Origin of the sequence: Kribbella sp. CA-245084 (assembly GCF_050942355.1) — a bacterium.
Classification (GTDB): Bacteria; Actinomycetota; Actinomycetes; order Propionibacteriales; family Kribbellaceae; genus Kribbella.
This window is the reverse complement of the sequence record NZ_CP192053.1, coordinates 2,215,382-2,228,971: the sequence shown is the minus strand read 5'-3', so window position 1 is coordinate 2,228,971 and position 13,590 is coordinate 2,215,382. Positions and strand designations below refer to the sequence as shown.

The following is a 13,590-nucleotide window of genomic DNA, read 5'->3' as shown; positions in this document are numbered from 1 at the left end:
ACAGTGTCAAGGTCAAGCCCCGAGCGTACGGCGGTACCTCCCGGGCGTGCTGCCCGTGGCCGACCGGAACGCCTTGCTGAACGCCGACTCCGAGCGGTACCCGACCCGGCCGGCGACCGTTGCCACCGTCTGGTCGGCGTCGGTCAGCAGATCGGCGGCCACCATCATCCGCAACTGCGTCACGAAAGCAGCGACGCTGGTCGGGGTCAGTCGGGCGAAGTGCCTGACGAAGGTTGCCCTGGACATCGACGCGGTCGCGGCCAGCCGCTCCAGGGTCCAGTCGGCGCCGGGATCCCGCAGTACGGCTTCGACCGCGGTCGCGATGCGCGGGTCGGCCAGTGCGGTCCAGGGCGCTGCGCCGGGCAGGCCGCCGCGGCGGAGCATCATCGCGAGCAGCGCGGCACACAGTGAATCCAGGATCGCCGCCGTACCCGGGCCTTCTTCGCGGGCCTCGGCGCGCAGCAGCTCGGCGACCGTCCGGACCGACTCATCGGTGCCGAAGGACACGAGCAGTGGATCGGGCAGGCTGCGCAGGAGCAGTACGCCGGAGCCGGATCCGACCGTGTAGTGGCCGCAGAAGATGTCGGTGGTCACGTCTCCGGACGGGCTGTTCACGGTGTCGAACGCCGTACCCGGTGTCTCGACGGACGCCCGCGGCTGGTCCGCGCCCGGCGTACGGATGATGTGCGCCGGGCTGTCGGACAGCAGGACCGCGTCGCCTGCGGTCAGCTGGATCGAGCGGTCGGGCAACTCCAGCGTGCACTCGCCGTCGAGAATGAAGTGGAACGCGGCCTCGTCGTCGGCGTACGCGGGAACCTTCATCTCGGTGTCGGCCGCGAACAGACAGCGCTTGTCGACCCTTGCCCCGATACGGGCCAGGCCGACGAGATGGCTGATCAGATCCATGAGACGCCTCAGCAGGAAATTGAGCTCTTATCGACTGTTCCGTCTCAAGAGTAGGTCGCAGACTCAAAGACATGACTTCCAACCTGACGGCAGATGTCGTCGTGATCGGTTTCGGCAAGGGCGGGAAGGTGACGGCCGCCGCGCTCGGCCGGGCCGGTCGTCGGGTGATCCTGATCGAACGCTCCGACCAGATGTACGGCGGGACCTGCCCGAACGTCGGCTGTGTGCCGACCAAGCAACTGGTCCACCACTCCAGCAAGCGGCGGCCGGACGACTCGGCCGAAGAGTGGTTCGAGCGGTCGATCGCCGAGGTGCAGGCCCTGACGTCGACGTTCCGGGCCGGCAACTACAACGCGCTGAACGAGGCCGAGAACATCACCGTCCTCACCGGTACCGCGTCCTTCGTCGACGAGCACACCGTCGCGGTCGGCGACGTACGGATCGTCGCTGAGACCATCCTGATCAACACCGGTTCGGAGTCGGTGATCCCGAACATCCCCGGTCTGCGCGAGAGCCCGCGGACCGTGACCAACGTGGACCTGATCCACACCGCGCACCTGCCCGGTCGGCTGGCCGTGATCGGCGGCGGGTACCAGGGCATCGAGTTCGCCTCGATCTACCGCCGGTTCGGAACGCAGGTCACCGTGCTCGAGTCGTCGGACCGGATCCTCGGCCGCGAGGACGACGACGTCGCGGCCGTGGCGGCGGACATCCTGACCGGCGAGGGCGTGGAGATCGTTGCCGGCGCCGAAGTACTGGAGATCCGTGACGAAGACACCGTCGTCTATCGCAAGGGCGGGCGCGAGCACACGCTCAAGGTCGACGCGATCCTGGCCGCGACCGGACGGGCGCCTGCCAGCGCTGAGTTGAAGCTCGAGAACGCTGGCGTCCGTACGACGGCGGGCGGCGCGGTCGAGGTCGACTCGTATTTGCGGACCAGCCAGCCGCACATCTTCGCGCTGGGCGATGTGAACGGCGGACCGCAGTTCACCTACATCTCGCTGGACGACAGCCGGATCGTGGTGGACCAGTTGCTCGGGAGCGGGAAGCGGTCGACGGCCGATCGCGTCGCCGTACCGCAGACGCTGTTCATGTCGCCGCCGCTCGCGACCGTCGGGTTGACCGAGAAGGCCGCGCGCGAAGCCGGGTACCGGGTCCGGATCGGGATGGAGAACGTCGCGGACATCGTCGCGATGCCGCGCGCGTACATCGTCGAGGAGACCCGCGGCGCGATGAAGTTCGTGATCGACGCCGAGACCGACGAGATCCTCGGGGCGGCGCTGCTGAGTGTGGACGCGCAGGAGCTGATCAACGTGGTCACGCTCGCCATGCGGCACCGCATCACCGCCACCGAACTCCGCGACTCGATCTACACGCACCCGTCCTCGACCGAGGCCTTCAACGAGGTCCTCGCGACGATCGTCCGCTGATCGTCTTTGAGCACCCATCAACCATCGATCGGCGTCGGAAACGGTTGGTGGGTGCTCAACGTGAGGCTCAGGAGCGGGCGACGGTGCGGCGGTCGCTCAGGAGCGGGCGACGGTGCGGCGGTCGCGGATGGCGGCGACTGCGACAGCCGTGACGATGAGGGCTGCGCCGCCGGCGCCGAAGCCGGTGACCAGGTTGCCGCGGCTGCTCAGCCGGGCGTCGCACTGCATCGGCGTGATGCCCTTGTCGGGCTGGAAGACCGAGCCGCAGCCGTCCCCGCCGATGTGCACCGGCCGAACAGCGAACACCGCCCCGACGACCAGTAGGAGAAGACCCACCGCGCCGAGGACCTTGCTCAGCACCGGCCGTCCTCTCGGGTCGCGGCAGCAAGGATCGACCACTGTTGCCTGGCCGGATCCTGTCTATGCATGCTCACGCTCCCTGACAGCTCGGTAAGATTTGATCAAATCTAACGCAGCTAGCAGTCAGCTCTGAAGTTCAGCCGCCCCGCCTGGTGGAATCTTCACCCAGTTCTAACGCTCACCTATCTAGTTGAAACGTCCCACGCGACGAACCGGTTCAACCGTCGAGGACAGCAACCAGAGAGCCGCTCGCGCGACCGTGGGCGACGTCTGCGAGAGCTTGGTCGACCTGGTCGAACGGGACGACCGTCGTGTGCGGTCGGACCGGCAGGCGGGCCACTAGGCGGAACAGCTCTTCGCCGTCGCGACGGCGAAGAGCTGTCCGCCAGCTCTTCGCCGTCGCGACGGGTGTTGGAGGTGACGCTGCGGAGGTCGCGCTCGTGGAAGAGATGCCGCTCGTAGTTCAGCACGGGTACGTCGGACAGGTAGATGCCGGCGACCGCGACCGTACCGCCGGGCTTGAGCGCTTCGAGTGCCTGCGGGACTACGTCACCGGCCGGCGCGAACACGATCGCCGAATCAAGCGGCACCGGCGGGCGGTCGCCGACGTAGGCCGCACCCAGCTCGCGGGCAAGCGCGCGGTTCCTCTCGCCACGTGTCACCACGAACAGCTCGGCACCCTGCGCGATTGCGAGCTGCGCGGTCAGGTGCGCGCTGGACCCAAACCCGTAGATCCCAAGCCGCCCGCCAGGCGGCAGACTCGCACGAACCAGGGACCGGTAGCCGATAATCCCAGCGCACAGAAACGGCGCAAGCTCCTCCGCGGGCCGATCGGTCGGCAGCGCGTACGCATACTCCTCAGGCACCACGGCGTACTCCGCAAGCCCACCATCGGCATCCCACCCGGTGTACGCCGAGCGAGCGCAGAGGTTCTCCCTACCTACCCGACAGAACTCACAAACCCCACACGTCCCCCGCAGCCAGGCGATCCCCACCCGCTCCCCAACTCCAAACCGCCCACCAGCCCCGACGCGCTCACCGCCCGCGAAGCCCTCGCCAGTCGCGAAGCGGTCGCCGGTCGCGGGGCGGTCGGTCGCCGCGACCTGGCCGGTCATCGCGTCGTGGGCCGTCGCGCCTCGGCGGTCCGTCGTGCCTCGGGCGACCACTGTGCCGACGGCCTGGTGGCCGGGTATGACGCCGGGGCGTTTCGGCTGGAGGTCGCCTTCGGCGAGGTGCAGGTCGGTGCGGCAGATCCCGCAGGCCTCGACCTTGACGAGGACCTCACCTGGTCCGGGTTCCGGGACGGTACGCCGTACCTGGCGGAGCGGACCGCTGTCGATCGGACCGGGATGTTCGACGACCCACGCCTGCATCATCTGTCCATCATGCGACGCGGCGGAGGGCTTGCTCGCGGCGTTCGGCGACCTTCGAGCCGGACTCGCGGCGCGCCATCCGCCGCAGTACGACGGGGGCGAGCAGCAAACCGACGACCGCCCAGACGCCGAGGACCGCGGCCGTCTCGAGGTGCCGCCAGGACTCGCCGACCTCGACCACGACCGCTTCGGACGGGAGGAGTGCCGAGCGCATGCCGAGGCCCATCCAGTAGATGGGGGTGAGCTGGCCGATGGACTGCAGCCAGGCGGGCAGGGCGGTGATCGGGTAGAAGATGCCGGAGATGGCGATCAGGGCCAGCATCGGCAGTTGGATCAAGCCCTGGGAACGCGCGGTGGTCAGCAGCGAGCCGAGAACCGCGCCGATCGGCAGCGTTGCGACCAGGCCCAGCAGCAGGACCCACAGCAACGTGAACCAGTGGGCCGACCCGAGCGCGACTCCGTCGACGATGATCAGGCCGGGGATCAACAGGATCGCCAGATCGACCAGCAGCCCGCCCGCGACCGACACGACCTTGCCGATGAGGTAGCAGACCATACCGTTTGGTATGGCCTTCGCGCGGAGCAGCGTGCCATCGGCACGATCGGCCGTGAGGAGTTGGCTCATGCTGACCATGCCCATCGCGGCGTTCATCCCGAGGATGCTCGGCAATGCGATCGCGCCGAGCAGCAGGCCGGTCGAGCCGAAGTCGCGATGTCTGAGGAAGAACAGCGCGATCAGCATCAGGACCGGCCAGAGGAAATGGCTGGTCAGCTCGGCCGGGTTCGTGAACGACTGCCGTAGTTCGATCAGTCCGCGCTGCCAACCGGGTCGGAATCTCATCGGTGCTCCTGTCGAACCAAGGCCAGATAGGTGTCTTCTAGTGATCCCGCGTCGGCCGCCGCGATCAGATGGGAGGCAGTACCGGACGCGATGATGCGGCCCGCGGCGAGGACGAGGATGCGGTGCGCGAGCTTGCTCGCCTCGTCGAGATCGTGAGTGGTGAGCAGGATCGTCGTACCCTGATCGACCGCGAGCCCCCGGACCAGCTCGTGGAACTCGTACCGCGCCTCCGGATCGAACCCGGCCGTCGGCTCGTCGAGGAACAGTACGTCGGGGCGACCAACGATCCCGATCGCGACGTCGAGCCGCCGGCGCTGGCCTCCCGACAGCGTCCTGATCTTCTGTTTCGCCTGCCCGGCGAGCCCGACCGCGTCGAGCAGTTCGTCCGCCGGCCACGGTGTCGCGTACGGCGCGTAGTACGAGCCGAGGTGATGCAGCAGCTCGCGCACCCGCCAGTTGCCGTGGTCGCGCCAGGACTGCAGCACGATGCCGATCCGCGACCGCCACCGTTCGTCGCCCGCGGCTGGGTCGACGCCGAGCACCTCGACCCGGCCCGCCGAACGAAGCCGGAAGCCTTCGAGGATCTCGATGGTCGTGCTCTTGCCCGCGCCGTTGGGGCCGAGCAAGGCGACCACCTCGCCGGCGCCCGCGTCGAACGAAACATCATGCAGGACCTCGGTGTCGCCGTACCGCATCCGCAGGCCATCAACTGTTAGAACCATGACCTGGAAACTACGTTGCGTTCACCGAACCGGCAATCGTCATTGACAGACCCCAGCTCGCAAAACCCTGTAATACATGGCATTCTGTGCAATGAGACTGCAAGAGAATGCAATGCGTTGCAATGACCTGACGATAAACGCGCGGAGGTGCCGGATGCCCGGAGGCAGGCTGAGCCATCAGGACCGGCTCGACATCGCGGCCGGACTCGCCGACGGATTCGGGTACGCCGAGATCGCGCGGCAACTGCAGCGACCGACGTCGACGATCAGCCGCGAGGTCGCGCGCAACGGCGGCGCGGGTGGCTATCGGGCGGACCATGCGCACTACGCGACGGCCTCGCGGGCACGCCGACGGCGGCCGGACGAGGGTCGTCGTACGGCGGGCACGAGCCGGCTCGGCGATCCGCGAGCGGCGTACGTCGAGCGGTTCGCGGAGATGATGGTCGACGGCGGGTTGCCGCGGATGGCGTCGCGCGTGCTCGCACTGCTCTATACGTCGGACTCGCGCACGCTCACCGCCGCCGATCTCGTCCGGGAGTTGTGGGTAAGCCCGGCGTCGATCTCGAAGGCGATCGGATACCTCGAGCGGGTGGGCATGGTTCATCGCGAGCCCGACCCGGAGCGCCGGCTCCAGCACTACGTGATCGCCGAGGACGTCTGGCTGAAGGCGTGGGAGATCAGCGCGCGGACCAACTTCAACTGGGCCGAGACCGCGGCCGAGGGCGTCGACCTGGTCGGGCGCGACACCCCGGCGGGCGAGCGGCTGACACAGATGGCCGAGTTCTTCCAGCGACTCAGCGAGGACATGTCTGGTGGCGCGGGCTTCCAGGACTGCCTCTCTGTTCTCGCCGTCCTCTGGAAGGCCGATCGGCTACTCAGCCCCGACGAGCTGGCGACCAAGTTGGACTGGCTTGTCGAGCGCGTGACTGATGCGGTCGACTATGCCGTCAAGGCAGCAGCTTCCGGAGCAGGCGGCGAGTGAGGTAGCCGTCGGCGAGGCCCAGCTCGACGAGGTCGTCGAAGATGCCCTGGTCGGCGTCGGCCGCGCGGATACCCGCGTCGAGGATCCGATCGGAGCGGCTGAGCTGGGCAACGATTGCGGTATGGCGCAGGTGCCTCGACAGCAGGCGGGACGTCCGGCGACGGTACGGCGTACCCGCGTCCGAGTCGCCTGTCCGCAGTGCGTCCGCGATCGAGCGGCCCGCGAGCAGCCCGGTTGCGACCGCGTAGTAGATGCCTTCACCGGTCATCGGGTTGATGAGACCGGCCGCGTCGCCGGCGAGCAGCACCGGTCCGCTCTGCGGTCGCCAGGACCAGCCTGCGAGCGGCAGATGATGGCCCCACCACGACTCGCCGCCGTTGGTCGCTCCCGGCAGGAGTGTCTCGAGGTTCTTGAGCAGGTCGGCTCGCGTCGGACGGGTGCCGGCGAGGAGTTCGCCGTACCCGACGTTCGACCAGCCGTCGCCGCGATCGAAGGACCACGCGTACGACGGCTGCCGGCCCGGACCGTACGCGATCACCTGACTCGCTGCCCGCGCAGTCGGCGTCGGTGCATATCCGCGGATCGCGAGCGCGACCGGACCGGGCTTGGTCCCGAGCTCCTGCCGTACGACGGAATGGGCGCCGTCCGCGCCGACCACGAACCGGCCGTGCAGGTCGTCGTCGACCGTGACGGACTGCCGCTGGATCGCGAGGCCGCGGACCCGTCGCCGGATCAACTGAGCCCCGGCCGCTTGCGCAGCCTCGACGAGCCGCTGGTCGAACACCATCCGCGGCACCACCCAGGTCGGGCGAGACATCTCCCGATCCACGCCGGCGGACCCGCGGTTCAGCACGAACCGCCGTACCGGGGTCCAGTCGTCGAGGATCCCCTTGACGCCGACGTCCGCGAGCAGATCGAGTACGTGCGGCGCGATCCCGTCACCACATGCCTTGTCCCGCGGAAAGTCGTGCCGATCGACCAGCAGCACCGACAGAGTCGGATCCGCCCCCAACGCCCCGAGCGCGGCCGCGGCTCCCGCCGGGCCGGCCCCAACAATCACCAGATCCCACACAGGACCAGTCTCGCAGCTTACGTCCCGGGGCGACGGCCCGGCTTGTTGCTGCGGCGAGGAGTACGGCGCATGCGCGGGGTGTGGGGTGCGATCTGGCCGGACGTGGTCACCGGGCGGGCCTCGTCCGGATCCACCACCTTGAGGGGTGGCGGGACGAAGACCGGGATGGTCTCTTCCTCATCCTGCGGGACCACCGGTGGAGGAGGCGGTGGGGCGGGCCGGGCGCGCGCGGCCGACTCCTTGCTCACTCGCGGCCGCGGTGCGAGTAAGACAGTCGGAGCCGGAACGGGTCGGCGGCGATGCGGCAACTCGGTGCGTAGTTCGATGCCGAGCGCATCGATCAGTTTGCTGCAGGCAACGATCGAGAGCGCGACGGCGAGCACCGAGCACCCGGCGAAGAGGACGGACTGGCCGCCGGACGACCAGTTCGACGGGTCGGTGCGGGACATCGCGGCGATCATCGCGACCACGATCGAGTTGGTGATGCCGAGTGCGATCGCCAGACCGACCGTACAAAGAAGTACTCGCCGCTCCAGGCCGACATCGTCGGCCGCGGCCACGAGGCCCGCGATCAGACCGGCGAGCACCGGCACCGTATAAACAAGCGCTAGTGTGAGGCCGGGGCTGGCGACGAGATAGAAGACGTCGAACACGACTGCGGTGCCGGCCAGCGCGGCCGCGAAACACACGATCATCGGCGGGTACGCGCGCACTACCGAGACCGCGTCCGCAGGCACGGTCTTGAACATGCGCAAGGCCAACAGCAACTACGTATCCCCTCGTCCTCCCCCATTGTGCCGCCACCCGCCACCGACGGTGAGGTCCAGCGACCCGCGAGTCTAGGGTTGACGCTGTGGAGGTGGGCGCGTCGGGCGGGCGATGGGACCGACGTACGTGTCCCGTCGTACAGGTGGTGCGTCGGTCCGCCGCAGTTCTCTGTGGCGACGGACCGACGGCACCTGGCGTCTCTACTACCACCAGGGCACGGTTGCTGCGGGCAACTCTTAGGCCGCGGCCTGGACCGGGGCGAGTTTGTCCCGCAGGTCGTCGAGGATCCGGCGCAGGACCCGGGATACCTGCATCTGGCTGACGCCGATGTCGTTGCCGATCTCCGACTGCGTCCAGCCTTCGATGAAGCGCAGTTGAAGGATCCGGCGGTCACGCTCGCCCAGATCGGCGAGCACAGGCTCGAGCATCTCGACCGTTTCCAGCTGGTCGATGCTCGCGTCATCGTCGTCGGCGACCACGTCGGCCAGCGTCAGTTCGGCGTCGGCCTCGGCGGGACGGTCGAGCGACAACACGTTGAAACAGCCCTTCGCCGCAAGTGCCTGCTCGACCTCGACCACCTCGACCTGGAGGTGCTCAGCGATCTCGCTCGGCGTCGGCTCGCGGTTCAGCTGCTGCTCGAGCTCCGGCAGCTTGGTTGCGATCGTGCCCTGCATCTCCTGCAGCCGGCGCGGGATCCGGACCGTCCAGGCGCAGTCGCGGAAGTACCGCTTGACCTCGCCGCGGATGGTCGGGATGGCGAACCCGATGAACGGGGTCTCCGCCTCGAGCCGGTAGTGGTGGGCTGCTTTCACCAGCCCCAGGTACGCGACCTGCTCCAGATCGTCCGCCTCGGCGCCTCGCCCGCGAAAACGGCGCGCGATGCCCTGTGCCATTTCCAGGTTGAGTTCGACGACCTGTTCGAGAAGTTCCTGCCGTTCGCCTTCGGCGGTACTGGCAGCCCGGCGTTCCATCAGCTCCCGGGTGGCTGCTTCACGTGCGGCCCGATCGGCCGGAGTGGCGCAGCGGGTGGAAACCCGCTCCATGATGCTCGTAACCATTGGTATGACCTCGCGACTGTCTAGTCACGGCGTGGCACTTCGCTGAACCACGGTCATGCCTGCAAGAGAAGTCGTACCCAGCTGCCGGGATCTCATGCATGGGCCCCGAAATCGTCACTGATCGCGACCGGACACGCCGGAGAACGGGCGTTTGACCCCGACACCATCACTGGAAGTAAGGGAGCGGACACGCGTGCCAAAAGTGTGTACGATGCAGATGCAAGGCCAAATGCACGTGCATATGCCAAGGACGTATGGAAGGTGCAGCTGATGACTGCGATCTACAACGGCATGCCCGGCGACTCGAACAGTGAGCTGATCTGGAAGAAGAGCCAGCGCAGCGGCCCTAACGGCAACTGTGTCGAGGTTGCGAAGCTCTCGGACGGCGGTGTGGCGGTGCGCAACTCGCGCTTCACCGACGGCCCGGCCCTGGTCTTCACCAAGGCCGAGATCGAGGCGTTCCTCGGCGGCGTTCAGGACGGCGAGTTCGACTACCTCGCCTGAGCTTCACACAGCAGTACAGGGCAACACGAAAAGCAAGGGCCCCTTCGCCAGGCGAGTGACGAAGGGGCCCTTTCGTGTGCCCTGAGATCGGCCTCGAAGGCCGGTAACGCGAGTGTGGACGCAAGGTCGATCGGCGGCCGGCAGATCCGGCTCTGCGCGGACCGCACAAGACATGGAAACGCCAGGGCCGACTCTCCGGCGAGAGTCAGCCCTGGCGTGTCTGAGGGGCGAGTACGGAACTACTGGACGGTGAGCGGCCAGAGCTGTTCGCTCGGCAGTTCGGATGCCTTCCCGGTGGCCGCATTGTCAACGGTGATTCGCAATCCGGTGAACTTCGGCGTCATCACCCGCTGGTACCGCGATGCACGGTCCGGCTCGGCGACGTACTCGGCGATCAGGTGGTCGCCCAGCCAGATCCGCACCATTTTCCGTCCTCCTACTGCTCTATCGGTGGTCATGGAGCCAGGCTCACGATGGGGTCGCCGTCGAGTTGGCGAACGCCGCGCAACCAGCCCTCGAAGGCCCAGCGCTGTTGCTCGGGGCAACGCGCAACCAGATCCTGGATCTCCCGCTCCGTCAGCTCCTCGGGCGCGCGGCCGTCGACCATGCCGGCGGTCTGCTCCACAACTTCACTGTCGTTGTCGTTCATCGACTCGGGTTCCCCAACCAGTCAAGCCAACGGGGGGCCATTGGCGCTCTGTAAGGACCGGCCTGCCGGATCACGCGATGTCACTTTTCGCGAGATTCAGCTCACCTTCTGTGCATGAAGCAATCATGGCGTCGGCACGCGACGAATGCAAGCGCCCGATGCACGTGCATCCGCACGTTTTCCAATTCGAGACCACAACGAACCCCATTCGGCCCCTGTTACGCCTGAACCAGGCTGGATCGACCGTCGCCGAACGGTGTTCGACGACACGCTTGACGGCTACTATGTACTGACAAATCAGGCGTGATGCGGATCGGCTACTCTTACGCTCCGTGATCGCTGCTGCGGATTCGCCGCTCTTTTGTAAGAACTTCGGCAGATCAGAGCCCTGCCGTGCGATGATGTGCACTTGCGGGTGAGGTTGATGTTGATGGAGACCGCTGGGGCCGCTGGGAGGTTGGGGTGACGGAGTCGGGCGCGCAAAGCGGACCGACCGCGCTGCGCGTCATTCTCGGAGCGCACCTTCGCCGCATGCGGGCGGCCGCCGGTATCAGCCGGTCCGACGCCGGCTGGGAGATCCGCTCGTCGGAGTCCAAGATCAGCCGGATGGAGCTGGGCCGCGTCGGCCTGAAGGAACGCGACGTCGGCGACCTGCTCAGTCTTTACGGGCTCGACGACGAGGAAGAGCGCGAGCGGCTCCTTCGTCTCGCGCGCGAAGCGAACAACCCGGGCTGGTGGCATCGGTACGGCGACGTGCTGCCGAGCTGGTTCCACTCTTATCTGGACCTCGAAGCCGCGGCGCAGCTGATCCGTGTGTACGAGCTGCAGTTCATTCCCGGATTGCTGCAGACGCCCGACTACATCCGTGCGGTGGTCCAGCTGGGTCGCGGCATGATCCCGGGCGATGAGGTCGAGCGTCGCGTGACGCTGCGGACCAACCGCCAGGGCGTCCTGACCCGCCCGGAGCCGGTTCGCCTGTGGGCCGTGGTGGACGAGGCTGTCCTGCGCCGGCCGATCGGTGGCGTCAAGAGCATGATCGAGCAGCTCAACCACCTGATCGACGCCTCCCAGCTGCCGAACGTCACCCTCCAGGTGATGCCGTTCAGCGTCGGCGGCCACGCAGCCACCGGCGGCGCCTACAGCATCCTCCGTTTCCCGGAGCAGGACCTGCCCGACATGGTCTACATCGAGCACCTCACCAGCGCCCTGTACCTGGACAAGCTGGAAGACCTCGACCAGTACACGGCCACCATGGAAGCCCTCTGCGTCGCAGCCCCGCCCCCGAACAAAACCCGCGACATCCTCACCGACATCCGCAAAGACTTCGAACGCTGACAAACGCCAGTCCCAGACTCTCTGAGACTGGTCGACGATCGCTTGCGGCCGCCCGGTCGACCTGTTGGGCATAGTCGGTCCTTCCGATCTGCAAGGTGTGGAAAGCGGGACGGGCACGGGCGACAGGGATCCGGCATGCCCGCCCCGCTGCTCAGGGAGTGCGTCCTGTGAAGACGAGTGGATGACGGGTGATCTCTTCGAGGAACAGTTGCCATTCATACGGGCGGCCGAGCGGGATCAGGTGCCCGCGGTGGGGTACCGCGACCGCGGTGCCGCCAGGCTGGGACGACACGGCATCGATGAGTGCCTGCATCGCCGTACCTGAGCTGTCCTCCTCGACGAACAGCGCGCCGAGGACGAAGCCGCGTTCGATCGCCGCCCGGCCTGCGGCTTCCTGAACTGCGACGAGATCTCGCAGCTTAGGGGCGAGGCGTTCGTGGGCGTAGCAATAGAGCACGCGGTGTGCGCCCGACCTCGGCCCCATCGAGTTGCCGGCCGAGATGGCCAGGCTCGTCGCTGCGGTCGTCATGCAACGACCGTACGGAGACCGGTACGGGTCGCACCATCCGAATCTCTGCGGGCTGGAGGGGCGGGCCGGGGGTCGGATCCGGGTGGCGCAGTACCGTCGGAAAGCTGAAATGCGAGGTTGTGGATAACCTCACTGGGCGATCAGCGTGGCGATGAACGTGCTGGTGTCGCGCGGGCTGAGCGCTGTCGCCCGCAGGTGATCGAAGACCAGGCTGTGCCGGTCGATCTCGGCTTCTGCCTCCAGGAAGATGTCACCGGCCACGCTCTCCACGTAGACGATGTCGGGTGCGACCGAACCGAACTTCAGCTGGACGAAGGCGCCGAGCATGCCGGGATGCGTCCCGCGATCGAACGGGATCACCTGCAGCGTGACGTTCGGGCGCTCGCTCACTTCCAGCAGTCGGCCGAGTTGGGCGCGCATCACTGAACGACCGCCTACCTCTCTGCGCAAGGCGGCCTCGTCGAGCACCGCCCAGAGCTCCAGAGGATCGCGTCCGTCCTCCCGCCGACCGAGAACGCGCTGGCGCTCCATCCTGGTCTGCACGCTCAACTCGAACTTGCCCGAGTCTCTCGGAAGGCCGTCGACGAGAGCCGCACGGGCATACTCCTCGGTCTGCAGCAGACCCGGCACGAACAGCGATTCGTAGTTGTGCGCGACCTTGGCCTCCGACTCGAAGCTGATGTACGCCGCATAGCTCTGCGGCATCAGGTCCTTGAGCTGGCGAAGCCACCAGGGTTGCTTCCCGCCACGCGCCAGCTCGAGCAGTTCGACGCGGCGAGCTTCCGGGACGTCGTACAGGTCGAAGAGGGTTTCGAGGGTGCCGGTGTGGGGTTTGGCCTGGCCCTTCTCGATGCGCCAGAGGGTGCCCTGGTTGACACCGGTCTGTTCCTGCACCTGTTCGCGGGTCAGCTGCGCCTCGGCGCGAAGGCTCTTCAACTCAGCCGCAAGCCGACGAAGCCGAACAGTCGGCGGACCAGCAGCCCTCGGCATTTTCCACAACCTCGCGTTTCCGACCTCATGGATTCAAGATCACCGCCATTATCGCTGGTCGGATTCGCACC

16 protein-coding genes are annotated in these 13,590 nt (G+C 67.3%); 4 read left to right on the top strand and 12 right to left on the bottom strand.

The annotated features are described in order from the left end of the window. Positions 1-12: 12 nt before the first annotated feature. Positions 13-906, bottom strand: a complete 894-nt coding sequence (locus tag ACQPYH_RS10910) for an AraC family transcriptional regulator (RefSeq protein ID WP_432889667.1) — start codon at positions 904-906, stop codon at positions 13-15. Positions 907-977: 71 nt separating this feature from the next. On the opposite strand from ACQPYH_RS10910, the gene ACQPYH_RS10905 reads away from it, so the two are divergent. Next, entirely contained in the window at positions 978-2,336 is a 1,359-nt protein-coding gene (locus ACQPYH_RS10905; protein ID WP_432889665.1) for an FAD-dependent oxidoreductase, read from the top strand. A gap of 96 nt (positions 2,337-2,432) precedes the next feature. Here the strand turns inward: ACQPYH_RS10905 and ACQPYH_RS10900 are convergent, their stop codons facing one another. The 4 genes from ACQPYH_RS10900 to ACQPYH_RS10885 all read right to left on the bottom strand — a co-directional run bounded on the left by ACQPYH_RS10900 (position 2,433) and on the right by ACQPYH_RS10885 (position 5,632). Next, entirely contained in the window at positions 2,433-2,696 is a 264-nt protein-coding gene (locus tag ACQPYH_RS10900) for a hypothetical protein (RefSeq protein ID WP_432889663.1), read from the bottom strand. A gap of 182 nt (positions 2,697-2,878) precedes the next feature. Further along, a complete protein-coding gene (locus ACQPYH_RS10895) occupies positions 2,879-4,072 on the bottom strand; it encodes a zinc-binding alcohol dehydrogenase family protein (protein ID WP_432889661.1) in 1,194 nt (397 codons plus the stop codon). A gap of 7 nt (positions 4,073-4,079) precedes the next feature. Further along, on the bottom strand, positions 4,080-4,910 hold the full coding sequence (locus tag ACQPYH_RS10890; RefSeq protein ID WP_432889659.1) for an ABC transporter permease: 831 nt from the start codon (positions 4,908-4,910) through the stop codon (positions 4,080-4,082). Further along, entirely contained in the window at positions 4,907-5,632 is a 726-nt protein-coding gene (locus tag ACQPYH_RS10885; RefSeq protein ID WP_432889657.1) for an ABC transporter ATP-binding protein, read from the bottom strand. The genes ACQPYH_RS10890 and ACQPYH_RS10885 overlap by 4 nt, the downstream gene beginning before the upstream one ends. A 154-nt stretch (positions 5,633-5,786) precedes the next feature. Between ACQPYH_RS10885 and ACQPYH_RS10880 the strand changes: the two genes are divergently transcribed. After that, complete coding sequence (locus ACQPYH_RS10880; protein ID WP_432889655.1) at positions 5,787-6,614, top strand: helix-turn-helix domain-containing protein; 828 nt, start codon at positions 5,787-5,789, stop codon at positions 6,612-6,614. On the opposite strand, the gene ACQPYH_RS10875 is transcribed toward ACQPYH_RS10880, so the two are convergent. The 3 genes from ACQPYH_RS10875 to ACQPYH_RS10865 all read right to left on the bottom strand — a co-directional run bounded on the left by ACQPYH_RS10875 (position 6,580) and on the right by ACQPYH_RS10865 (position 9,512). Then, positions 6,580-7,686 (bottom strand): NAD(P)/FAD-dependent oxidoreductase, encoded by a 1,107-nt coding sequence (locus tag ACQPYH_RS10875; protein ID WP_432889653.1) that lies wholly within the window; start codon positions 7,684-7,686, stop codon positions 6,580-6,582. The genes ACQPYH_RS10880 and ACQPYH_RS10875 overlap by 35 nt on opposite strands. Positions 7,687-7,703: 17 nt before the next feature. Then, positions 7,704-8,435 carry a hypothetical protein gene (locus ACQPYH_RS10870; protein ID WP_432889651.1) on the bottom strand — a complete coding sequence of 244 codons (732 nt, stop codon included), beginning with the start codon at positions 8,433-8,435 and terminating at the stop codon, positions 7,704-7,706. A 255-nt stretch (positions 8,436-8,690) separates the two neighbouring features. Beyond that, positions 8,691-9,512: a SigB/SigF/SigG family RNA polymerase sigma factor gene (locus tag ACQPYH_RS10865; protein ID WP_432889649.1), complete on the bottom strand. Its 822-nt coding sequence runs from the start codon at positions 9,510-9,512 to the stop codon at positions 8,691-8,693. 270 nt (positions 9,513-9,782) lie between these two features. Here ACQPYH_RS10865 and ACQPYH_RS10860 point away from each other — a divergent pair, with 270 nt between their 5' ends. Further along, positions 9,783-10,016, top strand: a complete 234-nt coding sequence (locus tag ACQPYH_RS10860) for a DUF397 domain-containing protein (RefSeq protein WP_130445045.1) — start codon at positions 9,783-9,785, stop codon at positions 10,014-10,016. 239 nt (positions 10,017-10,255) lie between these two features. On the opposite strand, the gene ACQPYH_RS10855 is transcribed toward ACQPYH_RS10860, so the two are convergent. Both ACQPYH_RS10855 and ACQPYH_RS10850 read right to left on the bottom strand, forming a co-directional pair. Beyond that, positions 10,256-10,441, bottom strand: a complete 186-nt coding sequence (locus ACQPYH_RS10855; protein ID WP_130383591.1) for a hypothetical protein — start codon at positions 10,439-10,441, stop codon at positions 10,256-10,258. Positions 10,442-10,470: 29 nt separating this feature from the next. Continuing rightward, positions 10,471-10,665, bottom strand: coding sequence for a hypothetical protein (locus tag ACQPYH_RS10850; protein WP_130445044.1), 195 nt, complete (start codon positions 10,663-10,665; stop codon positions 10,471-10,473). 462 nt (positions 10,666-11,127) lie between these two features. On the opposite strand from ACQPYH_RS10850, the gene ACQPYH_RS10845 reads away from it, so the two are divergent. Continuing rightward, complete coding sequence (locus ACQPYH_RS10845; protein WP_432889646.1) at positions 11,128-12,000, top strand: helix-turn-helix domain-containing protein; 873 nt, start codon at positions 11,128-11,130, stop codon at positions 11,998-12,000. Between the two features lie 151 nt (positions 12,001-12,151). On the opposite strand, the gene ACQPYH_RS10840 is transcribed toward ACQPYH_RS10845, so the two are convergent. Together ACQPYH_RS10840 and ACQPYH_RS10835 are read right to left on the bottom strand one after the other, a co-directional pair. Next, positions 12,152-12,529: a hypothetical protein gene (locus ACQPYH_RS10840; RefSeq protein WP_432889644.1), complete on the bottom strand. Its 378-nt coding sequence runs from the start codon at positions 12,527-12,529 to the stop codon at positions 12,152-12,154. Positions 12,530-12,658: 129 nt separating this feature from the next. Then, complete coding sequence (locus ACQPYH_RS10835; RefSeq protein WP_432889642.1) at positions 12,659-13,519, bottom strand: helix-turn-helix domain-containing protein; 861 nt, start codon at positions 13,517-13,519, stop codon at positions 12,659-12,661. Positions 13,520-13,590 lie beyond the last annotated feature (71 nt).